Source organism: Sandaracinomonas limnophila (genome assembly GCF_004005965.1).
Classification (GTDB): domain Bacteria; phylum Bacteroidota; class Bacteroidia; order Cytophagales; family Spirosomataceae; genus Sandaracinomonas; species Sandaracinomonas limnophila.
The window spans coordinates 157,451-174,397 of sequence record NZ_SACY01000005.1; the positions used below are offsets into that span (position 1 = coordinate 157,451).

Sequence of the window (16,947 nt, forward strand, 5' to 3'; positions counted from 1 at the left end):
AAGCGATTTGGGCTTGGGAATATTTGGAAATTCCCAAGAGAAAAAAGATTATAAAAAGTAACTTGAAAAATTTCATGCACTTAATTAAAAGGACCTTACACCACGACCACCTGTTGCTATATCTCTATTTCCATCACCCCAGTTCAATTGGGACCTGCTACTAACCTGATAATTATTGTAATTACTAGTAGAAGCACCTCTTCTCATATAATAGGATTCATAGGTATCCCTATTTGAGGTACTTATCGGCCAACCTACAACATCCGCATAAGCTTCTGAAGTAATCGAACCATCACCATTGGCCGTTGTAAAGGTTGAATAGTCAAAATTATATCCGCCTACACATCTTTCATAAATATTTCCGGTCATGTCCAATATTCCGTAGTAAGTGGCCCCAGCATGTACACGATCTGAGCTTCCTGTAGCTGCTATTCCAACTCTCCATAGCCAATTTCGAGCTATCATAGCTGGACCAAGTGGAGCCCAATTATTTAAATATTCTGTATTTTTTCCTTTATCTGCAATATTCCAATAGGTATCTGGATGATTAATATCTGTTGTACCCCAAGCAAATTCATCTAAAACAGGAGTTAAAGGACCTCTACATGCCTTTTCAAATTCAAATTCTGTCATTGGTCTTAAGGCGGCCCAATCTAAATAAGCCAAAAAATCTTTAATTCGGATGGAAACAGGCACTCCAAGTGCATCCGTATTTTCATCAAAAATATTATCGTCATCTGCATCATTCCCATAAACCGCAGGAGTTAAACTTGTTGTTGATACTCCGGAGGTTTTCACTTCAATTCGATACCCGAAACGAGCATTCATTACGGTACCCACTGCTGAAGTTGGAGGGGTTGAATTTGGATCCTCTTGAAGTCTCAATTGTTGGTTGTAAGTTAAAGTATTTAGAAAAGCAACATATTGAGCCGTTGTAATTTCATATTTCATACAATAATAGTTGTTGTAACCTAATGGAAAGGTACTTGGTAAATCTACTGAACTTCCAAATCCTTCACTTTGATAGACGGTTTTAGCACCTAATCCAGCAGATTGTTTGGCTGAATTGATTAAAAGAGGATTAGTAGTATTTCCATCTGTAAAATTATGTCGATTGGTAGAAGAAGGATTATTTCCATCCCCCACATAGAACTGCCCTTGAGGAACTGCCACCATTTCCATTCCAAATACGCCAATATTGTCTGAACCAACAGCCGAAGAAAGCGTTAGGGTTACAGTAGCTTGTGAAATATTTCCAATACCATCGCTTGATCTTCTTATAAACACCCCTTTATTGTCAGAAGGCAAATCAATTTGTAATTGGGTTCCGTTTACAGTATTACCAGATGATGAAAGATTTTCATGCGTCCATGGATTTTGATTGGGCTGATCGCAATGTTGTCTTTTCACAAACACCCAAACAGCATCCCAATTAGATGGACCTGTGGCTACTTTCCAACTATTATCCCACTGAATAGTAAAAGTTATGGTACTTCCGCTAATGGTGGGTGTACCCATGATTAAATTATTAGCCTTTGAATTTAGAACAAAAACTAGAACAAAACTTAAAAGAAAACCTAACTTTTTCATTGTATAAAATTTTAAACTTTTTATTCGATTATTTCATATCGCCTATTGCATATCGCCAGATGTTACAAAAACTCCATTTCCGATATGCACCATTGTTGCGATGGCGTATTGTCCACCGGTAGCCGTATTGCCTCCTCTATTAACGATGGAGGCGCTAGTTCCAGCTAAGAAATTAATTCTATTAGCAGATGCACTTTTTTGTACCACCATAAAATTGAAACCCGTTGGTATGGTCGTACTATTGTCTATGGTGATATTTATTGCACTTGTAGGATTACAAATAATTACATTTCCATTGTATTGACTTGCATTCGCAGCGGTGATGGTAAAACTTGCTGTTACTTCTGAACTACTTATAGCAGCAGCCGAGCTTACTGCACCACTAAATGTTTTATCTCCAGCAAAAGTTTGAGCGCCTGTCGTCACAATACCTGGATTAGTTCCATCTGCAGGGGCTAGACTTAAGGTATTTCCAGAAATGCTAGCTGCATTGGCAGTAGAAGTTCCAGAAACAGCACCAACGGATGTCACTCCACCAGCAGAAAGCGTAGTCCACGAAACAGTACCGGAACCATTTGTACTCAACACTTGTCCAGAAGTACCATCAGCATTCGGATAGGTAACAGCACCAGATGTAATTTTAGATGCAACAATTACTGAATCTATTGATGAATTACCTATTCGAATGGTATTATTCGTGTAAACCTTTGTACCATATCCTAAGGCCATCGCATTAGAAATTCCAGGTTTAGCATCAGTTTGATAACCTAAAAATGTATTATTTGAACCCGTATTGTAATACCCAGATGTATGTCCAATAGATGTGTTACCTGAACCAGAATTTAATCTAAACATAGAATTATGTCCAAGCGCTATATTATAATTACCCCCTCGTGTTTCATACATTGCACTATATCCCATTGCTAAATTTTCTTTCCCAGCATCCAGATAATTTAGAGTATATTGGCCTACACCCACATTATTTGTACCAGAGGTTAAACTTGCAAGTACATTACCTTGTCCCAAAACAACATTGGAACCATTTCCTTTTACAACCAAACCATTAATTAAGGTAGCAGCAAGACTTCCGTTTACTTGAAACAATTCATTTTGTGTTAAAGACGAATTAAATCCAATACCCACCCTTCCACCATTCGGTTGAAGGTGTAAATTATAGTTTGATCCAACATTTAAAACATCTGAAACTTGAATCCAACCTGCTAAACTTGCCATACCAAAATCCATTACATCATTGCTATTCGATTGTATGCGTAATCCTAAACTATTTTGCACAGTACCAGAGGTAGCTGGCCATGTCCTTCCTCCAGTACCAATTTTTAATTTATTGGTACTGCCATCGGAATTTGCATTTAAATAAACGGCATTATTAAAGGTCTTATCACCTGCAATCGTTTGCGTTCCAGTTGTCAAAATTCCGGGATTTGTTCCATCAGCTGGTGCTAAACTTAATACTCCACTCGTTATACTTGCAGCATTTGCCGAGGAACTTGCAGACACCGAACCAACGGAAACACTTTGAGGTAAATTTTCCCAACTTGGCAAGCCACTTGAAAGAGTTAGTACCTGACCATCTGTACCTTTAGCCAATCGAGTTCCTGTACCAGATGTGCCCCCATAAATCATATCGCCAGAAGTAGTCATCGGAGAGAGTGCATCAAAGGCAGCATCTTTTAAAGTCGCACCAGTTCCACCGCTGGAAATGGGAAGTGTACCAGAAACAGCACTTGCCAAATTCGTAGCAGGAAGGGTTATCCAACTAGCCGTTCCATTCCCATCAGTAGTTAACACCTGACCATTTGAACCATTTGTATTTGGATAGGTCATTGTCCCCGTTGTTAATTTTCCGGAAGTAGCTACTGCAGTCACAGATGCATTTCCTAATTGAATTTTATTACTAGCATTAACTGTTGAAGATGCACCAATAGCAGTAGCGTTTGAAAGACTATTTGTACTCACATTTGCACCATATCCTAGCAAGGTAATGTTGGTTCCCGTTGTTAGCGTCTCTCCTGCTCTATAACCTAATGCAGTATTATTACTCCCCGTTGCATTTATTAATGTTTGAGCACCGATAGCCGTATTATAATTGCCTGTCTGTAAGGACAACATTGATTCAGCTCCAATCGAAGTATTTTGTGTACCAGTTGTTACAGCTCCTAAGTTATTATACCCAACACCTGTGTTGTTATCATAACCAGTACCCACATACCTTCTTAAAGTACCTTGACCAATTGCAGTATTTCTTTTTCCTGTACCAGTACCCCCTGCACTATTTGCACCCAAAATGGTTGTTTCATTGGTTGAACTATTTGCTCTACCAATGATTATGTCACCCGTAACCAATAAATCAGAATTAAATGTCTTTGCACCTGCAATAGTTTGAGTCCCAGTAGTCAAAATTCCTGGATTTGTGCCATCTGCTGGAGCTAAACTCAAAACTCCACTCGTAAGTGTTGCGGCATTTCCTGTTGAACTTGCTGCAACCGCTCCTACTGAAATTCCTGCGCTGGTAATTTGATTATCCACATACGATTTCACCGCCTTTACACTCGGATATTTTGTATCCGAAGTCCCATCTGTAGTGACGCTGATAGATTTATTAGTTGTTGTTTCTGCATTTGTCACATCTGCAACAGGAATAGTTGCAGAGGCAGTAAATGCTGCTGTTCCTGAACTTTTAACATAGCCTGTTAAGGATGAGGCTCCAGTTCCTCCATTAGCAACGGGTAAAACACCTGTTACACCTGAGGTAAGTGGCAATCCTGTGGCATTCGTCAATGTTGCTGAAATATTTCCCGCACTAAAATCACCATTGGCATCTCTTAATACAATTGTTGAAACTGTATTCGCGCTTGTGGCTGTTGTGGCTGAGTTACTTACTTTACCTGTTGTTGAAATGGTTGCCAGTTTCGAATCAGCAATGGCAGCTGATGTAGAAATATCGGCATTGACAATTTCTCCATCTTTTATCTTTCCAGACGTAATTGCATTGGCAGATATCTCTGGACTTGCTGCTGTTGAACTTGTACCTGCCAGATCTCCGCCTAATTGAATTTTACCTTTCACACTCGCGCTTGCATCTGCAATAGTTGCCGAGGCTACTTGGGCATCTACATAGTCTTTTACCGATTTTACACTTGGATATTTGGTATCTGAAGTGGCATCGGTGCTTACACTAGTCGATTTATTGGCAAGGTTTTCTTTATTGGCTAAAGCTGGAACCGTTGGATTACCCGCTGAGCCTCCTAAATCACCCGTTAATTGTATTTTTCCTTTAGTACTTGCATCTGCATCTACCACTCCAGCCGTCAATGCATTTTGTACAAATGCGGTGGTAGCTATTTTAGTAGAATTGTCGTTGGTAGCTTGTGTAACAGCAACTGTTCCAGTAGGTAAATTCGGTGTTCCTGTAAAGTTCGGAGAGTTTTTATCAGCTTTTGCATCTAAATTAGCTTGAAAGGCAAGGCCACTCACGGAGGCATCTACGTAATCTTTAACCGATTTCACGCTCGGATATTTCGTATCTGAGGAACCGTCTGTGGAAACGCTCGTTGATTTGTTAGACAAATTTTCTTTTGTTGTAAGTCCAGGAACCGTTGGCATATCTGCCGTACCTGCTAAATCGCCAGCTAATTTCACTTTTCCTTTGGCCAAAGTCGTGGCATCAGGTGCACCAGAGGCTACTGCATCTTGTACAGTTTGGTCTACATAGGATTTAACAGCATACTGTGTCGGATAGAGCTCTGCTGATGGAGTTCCTGCTCCTAAGTTGGCAGCATTCGATTTATTGGATACCACCTCGTAGGTTTCGCCTAATTGGGTGATGGTTGAATTGGTTGCAGTGATTTGTTGTTGTAATCCGCCCACCTGATTGCTCAAAGTTGCATTGGTCTGGGTAATGGAGCTGGTATTAGAATTAATTCTTGCGTCATGGTCGTTTAAGGTATTGTCTATGCCTGCCAATTTCTTTTGGGTACTTGCCGATAAGCTATCCAAAACATTAATTTGTTGGTTAACTACCAAGAATTTTGTGTTCGTGGCTGTGGTCAAGGCAGAAATTGTGCCATTCGATTTATTAATTTCTTCTTTTAATGGTTCAAGGGCCTTGGAATCAATAAATCCTTTGTCGTTATTGAATTGGGAAAGGTTGGTGGGAGCACCCATCACATTTTTGTAATCGACCGAAGCTGCATAAAGTGCATAAGGAGTATAATTCAGTAGTTCTGTAGAAACCGTGGTAAAACTTGCGCAGTTATCGTAACTCACAGAAACCTTTAGCCTCTTTCTGTTCTCATCCCATTTGATGGTATTGAACGTGCCATAAGTACCGGTTCCAAGTAAGGTGATTTTCACAGAGGCATTTGCCACTGTCCCTCCGCCAATATTCAAGTTCACCAAACCGAATTCGTCAGTCTGGGTGTTTTGTGTTTCTTCGTAATCCAAAGAACCATCTGCTGCCACAATGGAAAATTTTATACACACGTTTCCATTGGAAAGGGGTTGCCCTACAATGGTTTTACCAGGAATATCGATTTCTGTTGGGTCCATAATCACCGCTTGGTAATTGATGGATTTACTTTGTGAAAAGGCAGTAATGGATAAAAAGAATCCGACTAAAAGTAAAAGTATTTTTTTCATTTGTGTAAGGCTTACCGAAATGAGTGGATGCGATTAATAGGTAAATATTTTAATGCCGAAGTTTAAATTGGTCGCGTTGAAGTTCAGACTTACCTCACCGTCTTTGTGCCCTTTGAAGGTTCGCTGATTGCCCACCTCCATAAAAAAACTCAATTGGTCTTTGATTTGTTTTTCAATCGATAGTCCATAACCTAAAAAAACTTGCAAATTATTAAATGAATTGTCCGTTCGTAGATCGTAATACGAAACCCCTGTGCTTTCGTTTAATCGCTGATTTCCTTGGACAAGGTATTGTGGCGATAAATATCCCTTCAACCGAAGGGTCCAATCTCTTCCCAAGCTCTGAAATGTGCCCACACCTAATTGCAAACCCAAATAATTAGTTTGGTAATCGAAGGCCATGTTTTGAATATCGCCTACGGCATTGTATTGGTTAAGGGTAACTTTTGCGCCCCATTCCATTTTGGTCAGTACCTTGGCAAAGGTTTTATGTGTCCAGAAAAACTGAGCCGACTTAGTACTTTGACCCATAATGGCAATCGAATCAATAATTACCTTATCGAATCCCATGGCAAAGGAAAGCCCTGAGCTGGGTTTTAAATAATCAACCGCAACTCCTTTTTTGTTGACGTAATCGTAACGGGTAATGTTTGAACCAAAACTAATGTTCCAGTTTTTACCTTGTCCAAAAAATTGAAAGGTTTGAAATAATAGGGTACAAAATAGAAAACTAGCGAGCAAAAAATGCCCCTTAATATTTTGATTCATTAAATGATATATTTTGAACAAGTGATAATTACTTGCAAAATATAAAAGGTGATAATGTAAGTCAGTCTAATTTCAAGAATGCATGCCCTAAAAAAATCTAAAAGGGCAGGTTATTTTTTTACATTTGCCAAGTATTGCGACGGCGAAAATCCGGTTTTCTGTTTAAAAACCTCAGTAAAACTATTTCTTGATTGAAACCCAACCTGATTTGCAAGAGACTCAATCGTTTTAGATTTCAGGTAATTTTGTTTGATCAATTGAATACTTTCTTCAATTCTTAAATCCGATTTCCAAAGATTAAAATTTACACCTAAGTGGTCATTGAAATAAAAAGTAAAAAATTTATCAGAAATATTTAAATCTACTAAAACCTTGGCTTTATTAAAATTGATATCTAAATAAGGTTTATCCAAAATATATGTTTTTAATTTTTCTTCAAATTCATTTATTTCCTCAGATGAAAATGAATTTTCTAATTTAGGACCTTTTGGTTTATCGCGTTTAGTTTTCATCAAACCTGTACCATATAAAACCTCGGGGTGTAAAAACGCTAAGATATTTAAAACTAAACCTAAAAAATTAAAGGCGACAATTCCTGTATTTTGTCCTGTATGTTGAATATTCCGATTGTAATTCATTGAAACTATCAATGAAATCAAGTTAAACAAAATGGTAAAAATTATAAACACATATAACCAAATCTTCAGGTTTTGCACATTTTCAATTTGATTTTTAAACAATTTCCGAAGCGTAAGTACTCCAAAATAACTGGTATACACAAAACCAAATAAAAATCGCAGGACATATAAACCTTGCAAGGAAAGTCCAGCAACCTTATGATTTTTGAAAATATTCAATTCTCCATGTATGAATTCTGAAGCAATTTGAATTTTCACTTCATTAGATAAAATTGAAAAGGGTAAAATCAAAAGGATTGCAATACCAAAAGGTATTAAATGTAAATAATCCTTTTGCTTAAAATCCAATTTTGTTTCCCAAAGTCCTTGCAAATAAAAATAAAAACAAGGTCCAATGAGGTATGAAAAAGGTAGTGGGTAGACCAACAAATTTGAAATAATGATTGGGTCTCCTGAGTAGTATAAAAAATAATGGTTGATTCCATTTAAAAATACCAAAATAAAAAAAAAGGCAAGAAATTTATTTTTAGTATTAAAAAATAAAATTAGAAAACCTGTAAATATTCCTAACAAGGATTGGTATACTACTGACATAAATCCAGAAAAGGTTACCTTCCAGTAGCCTTTTCTGTTGCTTCTGGATACCTGGCCCCTAATATCGCAATTTTTTCAGAAATATCATTCAAATTTTGCATATCCGACCCCGAAAGATTAATTGAAGCAGCAGCAACATTTTCTTCTAAGCGATGTAATTTAGTGGTACCTGGAATGGGTACATTTTGTGGATGTTTAGCTAAAACCCATGCCAAGGCTAATTGCCCTAGAGTACATTTTTTCTCCTCAGCCACTTCTTGCAAGGCATCTAAAATGGCCTTATTGGCAATTCTAGCCTCCTCTGAAAAGCGAGGAATGACATTGCGGATGTCCTCTGCTGCAAAGGTTCTCTTCTCGTCAATTTTACCTGTTAAAAATCCTTTCCCTAAGGGACTAAATGCAACCAAACCAATGCCCAACTCATAAATAGTTGGTAAAATTTCTTGTTCATGATTTCTGTACCAAAGCGAATATTCACTTTGTAATGCCGATACTGGAAATACATGATGCGCCTTGCGGATTGTTTGCGCACCTGCCTCAGAAAGTCCAAAATGTAAAACTTTACCTTCCTTCACCAAATCCGCAACAGTCCCCGCCACATCTTCAATAGGAACATTTGGATCTACTCTATGTTGATAAAATAAATCGATTTTTTCAACATTTAATCGTTGCAAAGATGCATCACAAACTTTTCGAATGTTCTCTGGACGAGAATTTAATCCTGAAATTTTTCCTCCTTCTATATGAAATCCAAATTTGGTAGCAACAATTGCATCCTTTCTAAAAGGAGCAATTGACTCTCCCAACAACTCTTCGTTGTTATAGGGACCATACACTTCTGCTGTATCAAAAAAGTTTACACCTAATTCATACGCTTTTCTAATCAATTCGATGGAGTCCTTCTTATCCGGAAATGGCGCATACGAAAAGGTCATTCCCATACATCCTAAGCCGATGGAAGAAACTTCTAAACCTTGTGAACCTAATTTTCTTGTTTTCATAATATAGATTTTATTTTTCTCGGCGCAGGGCGCCGAGAAAATCAATTACATATTCCTAAACTTCAACGGACTTATCCCTAAATGTTTTTTAAAAAAATTATTAAAATGAGTAACCTCTAAAAAGCCCAGCGCAAATGAAATATCTGCTATGGAAATCTTACTTTGCTTAATCATTACTTTTGCCTCTTGAAGTATACGTTCAGCAATAATTTGGGAAGTAGTTTTAAAAGTTGCTTCTTTCAAAGACCTATTTAAATGATTTACATGGACATTTAATTGAGTTGCAAATTCAGAAGGTGTTTTTAATTGGATTTTTGGAAAGTTTTCATCAATTGGGAATTGTCGCTCCAATAATTCCAAAAACATTCCAGAAATCCGCTGAGAGGCATTCATTGGGTGTCGATCATATTGATCTACAGGTTGCATTTTCATAGCAACATGCAAAAGCTCAAACACCAAATTTCTCAAGGCATCAAATTTATGAACATATTCAGAAGCAATTTCTTCGTGCATGCGTGCATAAATAGTTTTAACAAATTCAAACTGCTTTTCATCCAGCTCAAACACATGATTTTCACCCGGTTTAAAAACGGAATATTGAGTTAAATTTCCAAATCCTTCAAAAAAAGTCTGATTAAAAATACAATAGGATCCTCCTTCTGTATTTTCTAATCGTTCACATTTATAAGGAATTTGTGGATTCGAAAAAACCAAAGATGGTCTTTTAATAGGAATAACCTTATCCGCATAATAAACATCAATATCTCCCCAAACCAACATAACCTTATAAAAGTCACGTCTACGGTACGGGAGTGGTTTGGGTTTTACAGAAGCATCAAACTTCAACACAGGAAACACATTGAAATGTCCCATGTTTTTGGTTACCTCTTCGGGTATCCAATTGAATTTTTTGAGGTAAAAGTCTGAGAGGTTTTCCAATGCTATATTAATTATGAATTATGAATTATAAATTATGAGTTATTAATTTTAAAATTTAAGAATCTCGAACTTTCATTCACAATTCATAATTTATAATTCATAATTACTTTAGTTTTGTCCAATTCGTATTAAAACTATACCCCAAACTAACATTCCACACAAAATCCTTTCCAGGAATGGTAGATTGGAATTTTTGATTTAAGATAGCAGCAATAAAAATAGGTGATTTACGGTGCGACAAGGCAATATTAGTTGTAGCATAAGTCCCTTGAATATCATCCATTTTCAAAAAATAGACCTGAGGATATAAACGCAAACGAAAATCTCCACCCAATTTAATGTTATTAATTAAGGCATTTACTGTAACAAATTGAGTTTGATTTACCGGTGCATTGATCCATTTGAAAGAAGTTAGATAATAAAGTCCCAATGTTGTATTTTTTGAAATCTTGTAAGTTGGATTAATCTCCCCTACCAAATATTGTTGGACATTCAAATTTTCAATTTCATTGCCATTGGCATCATTGGTATACACTCGTTTAAAAACTACCGAAGGATGTGAACCTAAGGTCAAACCAAACTTATCCCAATTCATTCGCTTTCTGAACCAGAAAATAAATGACCATGGCTTTCCATCCAATGAAAAACGTAATTGAGGCTCAAATGCAAACGTTTTAGAACCTAAAGAATATTCCATAATTAATGCAGGTTTACCCAGCGACATATTGGGTAACAAGGATATTCCGTTTTGTGTTACAGTGATATTTCCATTAAAATGTCTTTGAACTGAAGTGGAATCTGCACCGCTGATGGAACTGATGAAACTGATTACACAGATGAAAAGTATTAAAAATTTAGGCATTTGATGAGTTATGGGTTATGGGTTATGAGTTATGGGTTATAGGTTATGGGTTATGGGTTATGAGTTATGAATTGTTAATTGTGAATTATAAGGTAAGAATTTATTACAAATTTCGAACTAAAAAATTAAAATTTGCTATAAATTTCAAACAAAAAGTTACAATTTTCAAACAATTTTAATTTTTGAAATAAAAATAAACTAAGGAGATGGCAGAAGCCGACATGATGAATAATGCCAAAAATCCCATGATGTTTAATGCTTTTGAATTGACAAATCGGCCCATTATGGATTTATTATTGCTGATATGCAAAATCATGGCAATGAGTATGGGTGCTGTTATGCCATATAAAATAGCTGTGTAAATCAAGGCCTGAATAGGAGTAATTCCTATATAATTCAAAGATAAACCCAACAAAAGTGAAATGGCAATTACCGTATAAAATCCACGGGCTTCATGAAATTTTTTATCAAGCCCTTGCTCCCAGCCGAAAGTTTCGGCAAAAATATAGGATAAAGATCCACTCAGAACAGGAATAGCTATTAACCCCGTACCAATAATTCCAATGGCAAATAATAAATAGGCCATATCTCCTGCCAAGGGCCTCAAAGCTTGGGCAGCCTCTTCTACAGTGGTAATTTGATGAATACCCCCTTTAAATAAAACTGTTCCTGTGGTTAAAATAATGAAATACATAACGAATCCGGAAATGGTCATACCAAAATCCACATCCAAATTTATTTCATTGATAATTTTCTTGTTAACAAACACTTTCTTTTGTCGGGCGTTCATCTCCTCCACTTCTACTGAGGCTTGCCAAAAGAACAGATATGGCGATATAGTTGTTCCTAAAATACCCACTAAAATGGCTAAAAACTCTTCATTCCATTCAATTTTAGGCACAAAAGTTGCTTGTAGAATTTCGGATAAATCTTGTTTATATAAAAACGGAACCACAAAATAAACTAGCATCACAATGCAGAGGTATTTCAAAATAGAAGCAATTTTGTGGTATGGTAAATAGATGATCAATGCTAACAACACGATGGTAAAAAATACCGAGAAAAAAGATGCTTCTATTTGAGGAAAAAGCAAATTCCCTACCGCTCCCATGCCAGCAATATCAGCCCCAATATTCATCACAATGGCGGGAAATGAAAACAGCAACATTAAATATAAAACGGGTCTGGGATAATGTTTTTTTAGCGTTCCAGTTAGGCCTTGGTTCGTCACCAAACCAATCTTTGCACACATTTTCTGAATGGCCGACATCAATGGGAAAGCCAAAATTCCTGTCCAAAGTGTATTTAATCCATAGGCAGCTCCTGCTTGAGAATAAGTAGCTATTCCAGAAGGGTCATCGTCTGATGCTCCGGTTACAATCCCCGGACCCATTTTCCTAATAGCACTTAGAACCGCAGATTTTGCTGATTTCACAGATTTAATTATTTTCTTTTTCCTGGAGCTTCGCACCAGGCTATCTAAAATTGAACCCCTGCGGGGTTCGTTGCAAAATTATTTATTTCCCGGAGCTTCGCACCAGGCTATCTAAAATTGAACCCCTGCGGGGTTCGTTGCAAAATTATTTTTTTCCCGGAGCTTCGCACCGGGCTATCCAAAATTGAACCCATGCGGGGGTTCGTTGCAAAATTATTTATTTCCCGGAGCTTCGCACCGGGCTAAGCAAGTGAAGCCCTCCGGGCTTCAATAAACTGCCCTCGAGTTTCTTGTCAACGCTCAGCCTCAGGCACCACCTCTAACCTCTTACCTCTTACCTCTTACCTCTTACCTCTTACCTCTTACCTCTTACCTCTTACCTCTTACCTCATACCTCTTACCTCATACCTCATACCTCTTACCTCTTACCTCATACCTCTTACCTAATAATTCATAATTTATAATTCATAATTCAAAAGCTCCACTTTCGTCTTCCCATCTACTTTCACTTCATACGCAACTTTAGCAGCATTACCATAGAAATAAATACTTGCATTTGCAGCGCCTGCAGGAGTTGTCATCAATTTATTGGCAGAAACATTTGAGCCAGAAATAACCTGGTAAGCTAAATTAGTTTGATTCGTTTGTGCATTGGTTTGCTCCCAAAAGAATACCAATTTTTGTCCATCTGATGAAACTCCGAAGTTTTTAGCAGATGCCTCATTAGGAGTAGTTATTTTCTTTCCTTGTTCAGAAACCAACTTCACGCCTCTATCGGTTTCAGCTCCAGTAAAATAAGCTACTAAATTTTGACCCTTATATTCTACTGGGAAAGCTCCGTTGTGAGGACAACCTGCAATCTGCCAATTATCTTTATAGATATTTTTTCCGCTGGTAAAAGTTACTCCATTATCTTTTGAAGAGATATGAGAGAAATCACGAATATCATCGTTATTATCGCGATAATAAACATTTAATACGCCTTTTGAATCTACCAACATACCAATGTTACAGCAATCGCAAACGACCGCATCTAATAATTTCTCTGCTTGAAATTTGCCATTTTTCGTCATTGAAATACGTAAATCTCGTTCCTCGTGCTTGGTACTACCTTTAACATCCTTCAAATAAACCACTGCAATTTCATCATTGGCCATCACCACTGCATCAAAAAATCCACGCATCAACCCTGGAGTAGGATCTTGATCTACTGCTTCTGGTGCAGACCATGTATTTCCTTGATCTTTGGAAACAGCAAAATAAACTTGTCCACCACGAGATGGTTTGCCTGGCTGAGCTGCTGGATTATCCATAAAAACTGCCACCAAAGAACCATCTTTTTTACCCAAAACTTTGGCTTTCATCAAACGATTATTTCCAAATCCATAACTAGAAGTAATGATTTTTTTATTGGAAAAGGTGGATCCTTTATCTTTTGAAACAGCCATACAAAAGGCAGTTTTTCCGTCAGAGGCCTTTTCCGACCAAGACAATACAACATCTCCTTTCGGTAATGTAACAAAATTTGGTGTACTCGATTGCACAGCAGGATCTGTTGAAATATTTTGCGCAATTAACGTCTGAACTGATAAAATTAGTCCAATTAACAAGGTAATCTTTTTCATATTGTTACGAATTAAATAGCATTTTTCTTAAGGTATTTACCACCTACCACACAATTTAAACCTAAACTCCAAATAAATCCATTATTTGGCACAAAATTTGTTTCAAAGGGGAAAGTAAACATGCCGAATAATCCCAAGGCTCTTCCAGGCGTTCGGATTCCAAAGGTATCGGAAAAATAATAGCCCTTCATTTCTCCTTGTTGCAAATAATAAATCTGTGGAGAAGATTTTAATTTCAATTTTGGCCCCAGTGAAATATTTGAAAATGGTAAACTTAAGGCAAAGAAATTTAAATTATTGAAGGAGGTTTCCTCAATACCTTTCGCCACCATGTAATACACACTAAAGGATAATTTCGAATTCAACTTTTTAGTAAAAAGGAGGTCAAAATCGAGATACCTATTACCTATCAAGCGATCTTGAACCACATTATTTATGTTTGCAGAAACAGTTTTATAGGTCACCATTAAAGATCCACCACCCACTAAATTCCAGTTCGGTTTATCAATCATTTTATAATGCACCCAATAATTATTAATCCAGGGTTTTAATTCAGCAGAAAAGAAAAACTGAGGATCAATGATCCAACGATTGTGAATGTAAAATAAATTGAATTGGGCAGCGGGTTTCATCAACGACAAACTTGGAATGCGAGAAATCCCATTATTGTTAAAAATAATGTCCGCCGAATATTGAACTTCTGTTTGTGTGGAATCCGATTTTTGAGCAAACAATGCATTAGAAAAAATGCAAGAAAGGAATAGCAAAATATACTTCATAGTGCAAATCTACTTGAATTCCTGCCCTAAAACAAAAATGCCAACTCTAATTAGAATTGGCATTTAAATACTAGTATCTAAATGATTTATAAAATATATCACTCTATAAATCAAACAAATATAGTAATAAAAAAAATATTTTTTTATTTTATTTAATTTAAATAACAACATTCAGCTGAAAAATTAATTAAATCATATTCCTTTAATCCTTTTTCAGTTAAATATGGCCAACAAAGATCGTATTTAGCCTTTAAATATAATGGTTTAACCTCTTTATAATCTTTATCAAAATCGTAAGCCAAAAAATTATTTAACCAGTGAATACTTAAAATAAAAAAACTATGAATAAATAAATCAAATTTTTCAGGTTCCAAAATATCTTTTTTCACAACTCCCTTTTCAACTAATTTAGACATGAAATAGTGAATAGTATTTTTACGATTCAAATACCAAAATTTTGTTTTTTGTTTTTCCTCGAGTGTATTCGTATTATAAGTCAAATGAAACATAATTGTACAAACATATTCCAATTGAATATCCATAAGACAAGAGCTCATACGAATTAAATCTACCAACTCAATATTTTCTGGATTAACAATTTGAGGGATTTTAGCGCTTACTTTTTCTTCATATTCTTCAGAAATAGCTCGAATCAACATCACTTTAGGAGGAAAATGGTTTGTAATCATACTTGTTTTTACCCCCATTTTATCTGCCAAATCTTTGATTCGTAAATCAAGTCCAAATTCATTAAAAATTTCTCTACTCGAGTTAATCAGATTTAATCTGCTTTGCTCCCCCTTCGTTAAATTAGACTTTACCATATTAACAATTTAGACACCTAGTATAATTCAAGAATTGAATCAAAAATTTGATTCGCAATTTGAGTTTTTAAATTTAAAGGAAATTCTTTCTTAATTCCATTTTCAAAAAACATTATTACATGATTTGTGTCAGTTGAAAATCCGGCACCAGAAATTTTCAAAGAATTCAAAACAATGGCGTCTAAATTTTTTGCTTTCAATTTGGTTAGTGCATTTATTTCTTCATCCTGAGTTTCCAAAGCAAATCCTATTACTTTTTGATGGGTTTTCTTTGAGCCAAGAACTCCTAAAATATCTGGATTTTTCACTAATTTAAGGTTCCAATCTTTTGCCTTTTTCTTGAATTTTTCAGATTTTATTTCATCTGGTTTATAATCTGCAACTGCCGCAGCACCAATGACAATATCACTTGAATCAAATAATTCCAACATTTGAATTAACATTTCATCTGCTGAAATTATTGTTTTTACATTTATCCCTTTAAACTTTGGACGTAAATGAGTAGGTCCTAAAACTAATTCCACTTCAGCCCCTTTTTGGTAAGCAGCTTCTGCCAATGCTATTCCCATTTTTCCGGAAGAGTGATTGGTAATGTATCGAACAGGATCTATGGCTTCTTGAGTGGGTCCGGCATTAATTAATACTTTCTTTCCTCTTAGCTCATTGCTTCGCCCAATTAGTTCTTCTAAAACTGAAACAATTTCTTCGGGCTCTGCCAGTCGACCATCACCTATTAGCCCGCTGGCTAAAAACCCATTTCCAGGTTGAATAATTTGATATCCAAAGGATTTTAATTTGTCAAGATTTTGAGTACTTGTCGGATGCTTAAACATGTCCTCATCCATGGCAGGTGCAATAAAAATGGGACACCTTGCCGACAAATAAGTGGCCATTAGGATATTATCACACAAACCAGATGCCATTTTAGAAATTGTATTTGCAGTTGCTGGTGCAATGACCATGGCATCTGCCCAAAGGCCTAATTCAACATGATTATTCCACACGTTTTGATTTTGAAAATCGGACCATACTGCATTTTCAGATAAAGTAGAAAGTACCAAGGGAGAGACAAAATTTTTGGAAGATTCTGTCATTACTACCCGAACTTCTGCTCCCTCTTTTTTTAATAAGCGAAGCAATAATATAGCTTTGTAAGCAGCTATACTTGCAGAAATTCCCAGAATAATTTTTTTACCTTTTAACACAAATGATGCGGATTTGTACAAAAATAAA

At 36.3% G+C, this 16,947-nt stretch carries 12 protein-coding genes; all 12 read right to left on the bottom strand.

Going from position 1 to position 16,947, the window contains the following annotated elements:
• Nucleotides 1-84: 84 nt before the first annotated feature.
• Complete coding sequence (locus EOJ36_RS10770; protein ID WP_127805236.1) at nt 85-1,590, bottom strand: SUMF1/EgtB/PvdO family nonheme iron enzyme; 1,506 nt, start codon at nt 1,588-1,590, stop codon at nt 85-87.
• Between the two features lie 42 nt (nt 1,591-1,632).
• Nucleotides 1,633-6,249: a beta strand repeat-containing protein gene (locus EOJ36_RS10775; protein ID WP_127805238.1), complete on the bottom strand. Its 4,617-nt coding sequence runs from the start codon at nt 6,247-6,249 to the stop codon at nt 1,633-1,635.
• A gap of 33 nt (nt 6,250-6,282) precedes the next feature.
• Nucleotides 6,283-7,017, bottom strand: a complete 735-nt coding sequence (locus EOJ36_RS10780) for a hypothetical protein (RefSeq protein ID WP_127805240.1) — start codon at nt 7,015-7,017, stop codon at nt 6,283-6,285.
• Between the two features lie 110 nt (nt 7,018-7,127).
• Nucleotides 7,128-8,249 carry a helix-turn-helix domain-containing protein gene (locus tag EOJ36_RS10785; protein WP_127805242.1) on the bottom strand — a complete coding sequence of 374 codons (1,122 nt, stop codon included), beginning with the start codon at nt 8,247-8,249 and terminating at the stop codon, nt 7,128-7,130.
• Nucleotides 8,250-8,263: 14 nt separating this feature from the next.
• On the bottom strand, nt 8,264-9,250 hold the full coding sequence (locus EOJ36_RS10790) for an aldo/keto reductase (protein WP_127805244.1): 987 nt from the start codon (nt 9,248-9,250) through the stop codon (nt 8,264-8,266).
• Nucleotides 9,251-9,295: 45 nt separating this feature from the next.
• Nucleotides 9,296-10,189 (bottom strand): helix-turn-helix domain-containing protein, encoded by an 894-nt coding sequence (locus EOJ36_RS10795; RefSeq protein WP_238944478.1) that lies wholly within the window; start codon nt 10,187-10,189, stop codon nt 9,296-9,298.
• A 103-nt stretch (nt 10,190-10,292) separates the two neighbouring features.
• Nucleotides 10,293-11,051: a hypothetical protein gene (locus tag EOJ36_RS10800; RefSeq protein ID WP_127805246.1), complete on the bottom strand. Its 759-nt coding sequence runs from the start codon at nt 11,049-11,051 to the stop codon at nt 10,293-10,295.
• Between the two features lie 175 nt (nt 11,052-11,226).
• The gene (locus EOJ36_RS10805) at nt 11,227-12,486 is read right to left on the bottom strand and encodes an NRAMP family divalent metal transporter (protein ID WP_127805248.1); all 1,260 of its coding nucleotides are present in this window, start codon (nt 12,484-12,486) and stop codon (nt 11,227-11,229) included.
• A gap of 458 nt (nt 12,487-12,944) precedes the next feature.
• Nucleotides 12,945-14,111 carry a sialidase family protein gene (locus EOJ36_RS10810; RefSeq protein ID WP_127805250.1) on the bottom strand — a complete coding sequence of 389 codons (1,167 nt, stop codon included), beginning with the start codon at nt 14,109-14,111 and terminating at the stop codon, nt 12,945-12,947.
• An 11-nt stretch (nt 14,112-14,122) separates the two neighbouring features.
• A complete protein-coding gene (locus EOJ36_RS10815; RefSeq protein WP_127805252.1) occupies nt 14,123-14,890 on the bottom strand; it encodes a hypothetical protein in 768 nt (255 codons plus the stop codon).
• Nucleotides 14,891-15,042: 152 nt separating this feature from the next.
• On the bottom strand, nt 15,043-15,714 hold the full coding sequence (locus EOJ36_RS10820) for a TetR/AcrR family transcriptional regulator (protein WP_127805254.1): 672 nt from the start codon (nt 15,712-15,714) through the stop codon (nt 15,043-15,045).
• A 17-nt stretch (nt 15,715-15,731) separates the two neighbouring features.
• Entirely contained in the window at nt 15,732-16,940 is a 1,209-nt protein-coding gene (gene coaBC, locus EOJ36_RS10825) for a bifunctional phosphopantothenoylcysteine decarboxylase/phosphopantothenate--cysteine ligase CoaBC (protein WP_238944479.1), read from the bottom strand.
• Nucleotides 16,941-16,947: the final 7 nt, after the last annotated feature.

Bases quoted from the DNA above. Each gene is read 5' to 3' on its own strand.
- EOJ36_RS10770 (WP_127805236.1), bottom strand. From the start codon at position 1,590: ATGAAAAAGTTAGGTTTTCTTTTAAGTTTTGTTCTAGTTTTTGTTCTA.
- EOJ36_RS10775 (WP_127805238.1), bottom strand. From the start codon at position 6,249: ATGAAAAAAATACTTTTACTTTTAGTCGGATTCTTTTTATCCATTACT.
- EOJ36_RS10780 (WP_127805240.1), bottom strand. From the start codon at position 7,017: ATGAATCAAAATATTAAGGGGCATTTTTTGCTCGCTAGTTTTCTATTT.
- EOJ36_RS10785 (WP_127805242.1), bottom strand. From the start codon at position 8,249: ATGTCAGTAGTATACCAATCCTTGTTAGGAATATTTACAGGTTTTCTA.
- EOJ36_RS10790 (WP_127805244.1), bottom strand. From the start codon at position 9,250: ATGAAAACAAGAAAATTAGGTTCACAAGGTTTAGAAGTTTCTTCCATC.
- EOJ36_RS10800 (WP_127805246.1), bottom strand. From the start codon at position 11,051: ATGCCTAAATTTTTAATACTTTTCATCTGTGTAATCAGTTTCATCAGT.
- EOJ36_RS10810 (WP_127805250.1), bottom strand. From the start codon at position 14,111: ATGAAAAAGATTACCTTGTTAATTGGACTAATTTTATCAGTTCAGACG.
- EOJ36_RS10815 (WP_127805252.1), bottom strand. From the start codon at position 14,890: ATGAAGTATATTTTGCTATTCCTTTCTTGCATTTTTTCTAATGCATTG.
- EOJ36_RS10820 (WP_127805254.1), bottom strand. From the start codon at position 15,714: ATGGTAAAGTCTAATTTAACGAAGGGGGAGCAAAGCAGATTAAATCTG.